Origin of the sequence: Flavobacterium sp. UGB4466, from assembly GCF_903469665.1 — a bacterium.
Taxonomy (GTDB): domain Bacteria; phylum Bacteroidota; class Bacteroidia; order Flavobacteriales; family Flavobacteriaceae; genus Flavobacterium; species Flavobacterium lipolyticum.
Map to the genome: position 1 here is coordinate 1 of NZ_CAGKLC010000167.1, position 6,092 is coordinate 6,092.

General features: G+C 36.4%; 5 protein-coding genes. 1 reads left to right on the forward strand and 4 read right to left on the reverse strand.

The genetic code is table 11. The features are described from left to right. Positions 1 to 345: 345 nt before the first annotated feature. The 4 genes from JO950_RS20930 to JO950_RS20950 are packed head-to-tail and all read right to left on the reverse strand — an operon-like array spanning position 346 to position 5,256. Entirely contained in the window at positions 346 to 840 is a 495-nt protein-coding gene (locus tag JO950_RS20930; protein ID WP_202704382.1) for a hypothetical protein, read from the reverse strand. A 32-nt stretch (positions 841 to 872) separates the two neighbouring features. After that, complete coding sequence (locus JO950_RS20935) at positions 873 to 1,349, reverse strand: contact-dependent growth inhibition system immunity protein (protein WP_237732410.1); 477 nt, start codon at positions 1,347 to 1,349, stop codon at positions 873 to 875. Then, on the reverse strand, positions 1,324 to 5,049 hold the full coding sequence (locus JO950_RS22350; RefSeq protein WP_237732411.1) for a DUF6443 domain-containing protein: 3,726 nt from the start codon (positions 5,047 to 5,049) through the stop codon (positions 1,324 to 1,326). The genes JO950_RS20935 and JO950_RS22350 overlap by 26 nt, the downstream gene beginning before the upstream one ends. 42 nt (positions 5,050 to 5,091) lie before the next feature. Next, positions 5,092 to 5,256: a hypothetical protein gene (locus tag JO950_RS20950; RefSeq protein ID WP_202704384.1), complete on the reverse strand. Its 165-nt coding sequence runs from the start codon at positions 5,254 to 5,256 to the stop codon at positions 5,092 to 5,094. 499 nt (positions 5,257 to 5,755) lie between these two features. On the opposite strand from JO950_RS20950, the gene JO950_RS20955 reads away from it, so the two are divergent. Then, the gene (locus JO950_RS20955) at positions 5,756 to 5,932 is read left to right on the forward strand and encodes a hypothetical protein (RefSeq protein ID WP_237732412.1); all 177 of its coding nucleotides are present in this window, start codon (positions 5,756 to 5,758) and stop codon (positions 5,930 to 5,932) included. Positions 5,933 to 6,092: the final 160 nt, after the last annotated feature.

A 6,092-nucleotide genomic window follows, 5' to 3' on the forward strand; every position in this document is an offset into this window, starting at 1 on the left:
GTTATAAATTCAATTTATTTGAGTTCTGGTTTAATCTGCTTATTCTCAATTTTGCTTTTAATATCTTTAGCATTTAATTTAATCTTGTTTAAGAAGTTTAAAAAAAAACTTTTGAGAAAAACTAAAATCTTAAAAACTTCTTGACTCCATTCAAAGCACATTAAAAAGAAAATATTTTTATGTCAGAAATCATTAATAAACATTTTCTCGAAGAATATGATTTAGGAACTGTCATATTTTTAATATTTAAGATCTAACTGATGAAAAAGGAAAAGGATGGACAAATGTGCGCCCATCCCTGTATTCTGAATACCGTTGGAAACGGTTTTCTATTCCAATATTATTTTACCAAAGTTTCCACCAAGGTTTTGATTCTTCCTCTAGTTCTTCACCTTTTCCAATGTCCCAAAATGATTGGTCGAAAGATTCATTTATAAATTCTTTTGCTAATTCGTATCCATAAGGATAAATAGCATCTTCTAAACCATTTTTTATCCTTTTCATAACTCTTTGTGCAGGAAAACAAACTGTTCCATTGGATAATTCAACCGAAAAATTAATTTCTCCATTTACGTCACTATCATCCGTCACAATACTAGAATTTGGAACATTTTTTATTAATGTTTGAGCAACATAACTAGATATCGAAAATACAATCGCTCCAAAATTTTTGGATAATCTACCACCACGTTTTGGTTTGCCATCGATTAAGTTTTTCTGAAAAAATCTGTCGATTTCAATAAAGCTATAAATAGAGTAATCCAATTTATACCCATCAGATTCAAAAGCTTTTATTACCCAATCTGATTGCTGTATAATATCTTCTTTCAATGTTGCCATCGTTGTTTCGTTTTAAAGTTTTAAAATATAAATTATTTGCATCTTGATAAAGCTAACTCTAATGCTTTAGTCAATTCTTCTTTACTAGAATCAAAAGGTAATCTTACAGTTAAATCATCACTATAACCTACAAATCCTCTTTTTGAACCCATGTTTTCCCATGGGACAAAATTTATAATTCCATCCCTAACATACAAACTAAGATTAATCGAATTATCATGTAAAGCTTTAATTGTTTTCACTCCTATACCTTTTAAATATTCTGAAAGTCTCGTTTTATGATCTTCAAGTGGCTGTTCACCTTCCGTACTAAACTCAAGAGCATATAAAACCTTATCTAGTAATTCATCATAATTTAAATTGTGTTCTATAATGTAAGGAGCAATAGCAAATGAGCCACTATCTTTAACTATTAAGTTAGGATGTAAAACATATCTATTATCTTTTTTAAATTTTTTTAAAACAACTGATTTTGTCATTATTTTATTTGATAAATTTAATTGTAACATTAATATCTTGTTTCAAAGCATATTCTATAGCTTGATTAATTTGATTCCATTGCCCTTCTGAGCCCTTTCCAGTTTGTACTGCCAATTCTAAAGCTTTACTTGTGTAAGTTTCTCCTTTGGTTACTGCTGTTCCTCCCCATGATTCACTTGTAAATTTAGCTAAATCATCGACATACCCTTTTAAGGTATTCAAAACAGCATTACCTTTTTGATAAGATTTTGCTGTTAGATCCATACTCTTAATACTGGTTGCAACTCCATCAACTACCTTATCAATTGTTGGAAAGTTCTTTGGCCATAATGGATTTGCTCCTAACATATCTTCAATTCTTCTTCCTCTTTGAAGGGCATTCATAGCCCAAACACTTTCACCTTTAAAAAATGTACTAGCTCCCTTTAATGCTAATGCACCTCCAGCTTCCATTGCCATAAATTCAGCACCAATACGAGCGCCATCTGCAATCATCATTCCTGGATCATCAAATCTTGCAGTATTTATGTCTCCCTTAGCTGGTCGAATCTCTCCACTAGGAATACTTCTCGGGTCTCCTGACATAAGTTTTCCCATGGCTCTGTCAACATTTGCTTGCTTTTGAGCCATGTGACTTTTTAATTCTTGAAGCGTATAATTACCATTAACACCTCCTGTAACTCTTGGTCCGCTTTGCGCTGTTGCCAAATTTCCATTAAGATGAAAAGAAAGTTCTAATCCTTCAAGATCAGTTCCACTACTTACATTATTTTCTGCAAATGCATAAGTTGAATTGTGTGCGTACGTTCCTGCTAAAGGATCTATTTGCCAAAATCTTCCTAAAGCTGGATCATAACTTCTGAACTTAAAGAAGTAAACCCCAAGCCCCAGCTCGTCTTGCAACTCTTTTCCATTGTACTTATACTTATAGTCCGGATGTAAATCATCCGTATTATATCCCTTGTGCTTCAACCCAAAAGGATAATAATTACTCTCTTCAATAATCGCAAGAACTTGGTTAACCGGATTCTTAGCATAACTCAACCTGATGTTACCCAAATGATCCTTATACTGATACACATACTTTTTACCTATGTTGTCATAATACCCTTCTGCTGTCGGGAAAAACTCCAATGTTGGTCGCGATGGGGCAGCCTGACTTGCCGACTGTTCTGCAAAGGCACTGAAACGATTCGCTTCTGCCGGAGGATCTTTAGGAACAGGCTCAAAACCATGAATAGGATCTTTCGGATTTCCCGGATCATCAGGTGCAGGAGGATCTGGATCTCCACCGCCTGGGTCAACCGGATCAACCGGAATACTTTGGCCTTCGATATATCTGTACTGAAATCCTCCCAGATAATTTGTAGTGGTTACAACACCATCTTTATCTTTTACAAATTTTTCCAGTTTTTGCCCCGTTGCGTTGTAAATATACTCAATAGACCCAGTTGTTCCAAATGTAATTTTCTTGGGTAAATTGAGTTGGTTGTATTGTATAGCAGTGATGTTTTTGTTTTTGTCGGCAATCAAATTGCCGTTAAGATCGTAAGTAAAATCATCCCCCGTTTTATTTCCGTCTTTAAAGCCATCGTTGTCATTTCCGGCAGGACCGTCGGTTACCTTAATCAAACGATTTGAATTTACATTCAAATACTCATAAGTCAAATCATCGGTTTGAAAAACAACAGAAGGCGCATCACTGGTCCCATAACGTTGCAGGGATTTAATATTTCCGTTTTTATCGTAACTCAAACTTTCGTTATAAGCGCCAGATACCGCAATAGCATCATCGGGTTTTCCATACATCGCATTGGTTAGACGGTTCAGCTTGTCATAGAGATAACCGTAAGAACGTTTAGAAAGATCGGTTGCAGTTTTCCAGGTGGTTTCTGAGATATTTCCATTATACAAGGCCTGTACCTGCGAGTTGCCCGGTTGTTTGTCATAATTGATTTTAAAAGCAAACAAATCTAACGGGTCTGTATCTTGCTGTAGGTTCTCTACATTGTTAATTCCGGTAAGCCAGCCTCTGATGTTATAACTATAATCAATCTTCTGCAGAGAATTCCCAATATTTTTAGTAATCAATTGCCCCAGATCATCATAAGTATTGTTCGCCAAAACTTCAACGGTTCCTCCGTTGATTTGATGGGTATGGGTTAGTAAACGGTCTTGTGGCGAATAGGTGTATTCTTCCTTTATCGTTAGCTCTGTGTCTCCCGAAGTACGTTTGTGTTTGGTGACGGTATAGAGTGACTTTCCAGTAAAATCAAGTTTACTGTTGGTATTGGTATAACCTCCCAAATGATTTTGAGTCCGGGTTCTCACCGCACGTGATCTGGTATCGTAAAAAGTGGTAGTGGTTTCTCCCAATGCAGCTGAGGCAGTAGTCAGAGCTCTTGCCCAGCTCCCGGTCACCAAACCTTTGGCATTGTCTAAAACGGTCTGCCCTTCAACGGCAGCAGGTCGGATTTCTGCATTGGGAAAAGCATAATCATCGTAATAAGTAACGGTTAAAAGTTTAAAATTGGTCGGAGCAATGTCATTACTGTAATATACCGAAATATCATCTATGGTTCCTGAGGACTTTTTCGTTTCAAACAAAACAGTAGCCGTATTTTGGGCATCCTGTAATGCTTTTCTGGTGACCGCATTGGAAGACTGACTGCTCCAACCCGTATAAACAGGTCTGCCAAAAGCATCGTATTTGGTAATGATCCAGCCTTCGGCAGTTTCGTCTTTAAAGGGCGAAAAAGCCGGTCCCGTCGCGACGGGGCGATCGAGTTTGTCGTACACAATAAATTCCCATTGTTTTCCGGGTAGTTTTTTCTCGACCAGACGATTGCGGTAGTCGTATTTGTATTGGTAGCACAAACCGTTTAAAATCTCGTCACTGACTGCCCCCGATACTTTTGGGGGCAATACATAAGTCAGGTTGCCATAAATATTGTAAACGTAGTACGTATCGTGTCGGTTGCCTGAATTGTAAGTTCTTTTGAGGATAACTTTACCTTCTTTGTTTTTAAATTCTACTGTAGCACCGGCACTTTCACTTGGGGTTGCTGTTGTATTCTCATCATAAGTTACCGTTTTGTAGAGTGTCCCGTCTGCATAAGTTCCCGGCTCTGTAAGACTAATATTGTACAGTCCTAAGTCTGCTTCCCAGCTGGTATTGGCTTTGTATCGTTTTACGGTATCAGCAGCGGTATTAGCCTGATAATCGATTTTAATCTCGTGGCCTTTGCCCATTTCCCAGGAAGCTCCGGGCGCAGCTTGCTTGAGCACGCGGTTCAGAGGCGATGGTTCAAAGGCTTTCTCGGAGAAAGGATTTGGGGTATTGTCATATTTTGCAGCGCTATAAATGCCTTTTGCGGCAGCTATGGCCGTATTGGGGTCTATTCTGGGATAGCTGCTGCCTCCATTGGCAGCCGGGTATGGCAGGTATTCTTTGGCTTGTCGGCCAAAGCCGTCATATTCTATAGGAGTTATAATGTCTTGTCCGGCTGCTCCCTGACCAATTGCAATGGTTTGTATCGGGCGCCCCAGTCCGTCAAAATAGGTCACATTCTGACTCATCTCGTCTTTGGTCAGCGTATGTAGATTTGCTGCCTTCACCGCTTTTTTTGGGGTAAGCGTGTATACAAAGTTATCATCGCTGAAGGTTTGGGCAGTTAAGCCAAAGCTTGCTATTAATAATAAAACAAACTGTACTATATATTTTTGCATAGAAGTGCTTTTTTAATGTTCTTTTTTTATAAAGACAATTTGTTATTGATTTGTACTTGTATATTTACCATGTGCATCGGCATAAGCCTGCCCGTCAGCCTGTGCTTTATTGTCAGCATCTGCTCGTGGGAATAGGCAAAAAAAGATGAAGTAAAGAGAAGCAGTATTAGGTAGAGTTTTTTCATAAGTAGCCTTTGGTTTTGGCAATTAAATTTTGCCTCCAAAACTAATCGACTGATTCATAATATCTTTACGGCTTTCCACATTCCTTAGTCTTTCTAAAAGAAACAGGTATTTGCACGTAATATTTTACTTATAAAAAACATTGATATTTAACTTGATAAAATCGCAGTATTTCTCTTCTTATTAAATTAAAATACTTAAAATCAGTATTTTAACACATTTTTTTTTGTGTAATACTATAAACCATAAAAACCTTTTATTGATTTAAAATATTAATTGAGGTTTCTTTATTTCATCTTACCCAGATAAACCTCTTACTTATAACTCAAAATCTGTAATCCAGTAAATTTCTAAGTGTGGAATTGATCTCTTTTACCATAAAATTTAAGGCTGTCTTCTTCAAACATTTTGAAAATATTAGAACTAAACAACTTGCGATCAAATAATTTTATACAACAACCCGGATGTGATTTACCAAAGAGTAGATTTATGCCCAGTATTAGATGTTTTGATTCGCAGAAACATGACATCAATCGAAAAGGAAATTGAAGAGTTTGTAATTAGCCAGTTCTGTACTCTTGAATTGAATGAATTGTATTACACTTACAAAGATTTACACGAACAATTAAACCTAGCCAATATAAGAAGGGACATAAGTATATACCATATTTCTATTTACAACCGATACAATAAAAACTGATTTGCAAATGTTTTGTCACAGGTTTTGAAACACTGCATTAAGAATTTCAAACAGATAATAGAAATAAGAATTTTTTTTATAAAAAAGAAAGATGTTTATGTGCTTCAATGACTAATATAATTTTTATTTAAGGGTTAATATAGAACCACCGGATTGGGTA

What these genes read in the sequence shown, in the direction of transcription:
- JO950_RS20930 (WP_202704382.1), bottom strand. Translation starts at nt 840, where the DNA reads ATGGCAACATTGAAAGAAGATATTATACAGCAATCAGATTGGGTAATA.
- JO950_RS20935 (WP_237732410.1), bottom strand. Translation starts at nt 1,349, where the DNA reads ATGTTACAATTAAATTTATCAAATAAAATAATGACAAAATCAGTTGTT.
- JO950_RS22350 (WP_237732411.1), bottom strand. Translation starts at nt 5,049, where the DNA reads ATGCAAAAATATATAGTACAGTTTGTTTTATTATTAATAGCAAGCTTT.
- JO950_RS20955 (WP_237732412.1), top strand. Translation starts at nt 5,756, where the DNA reads ATGACATCAATCGAAAAGGAAATTGAAGAGTTTGTAATTAGCCAGTTC.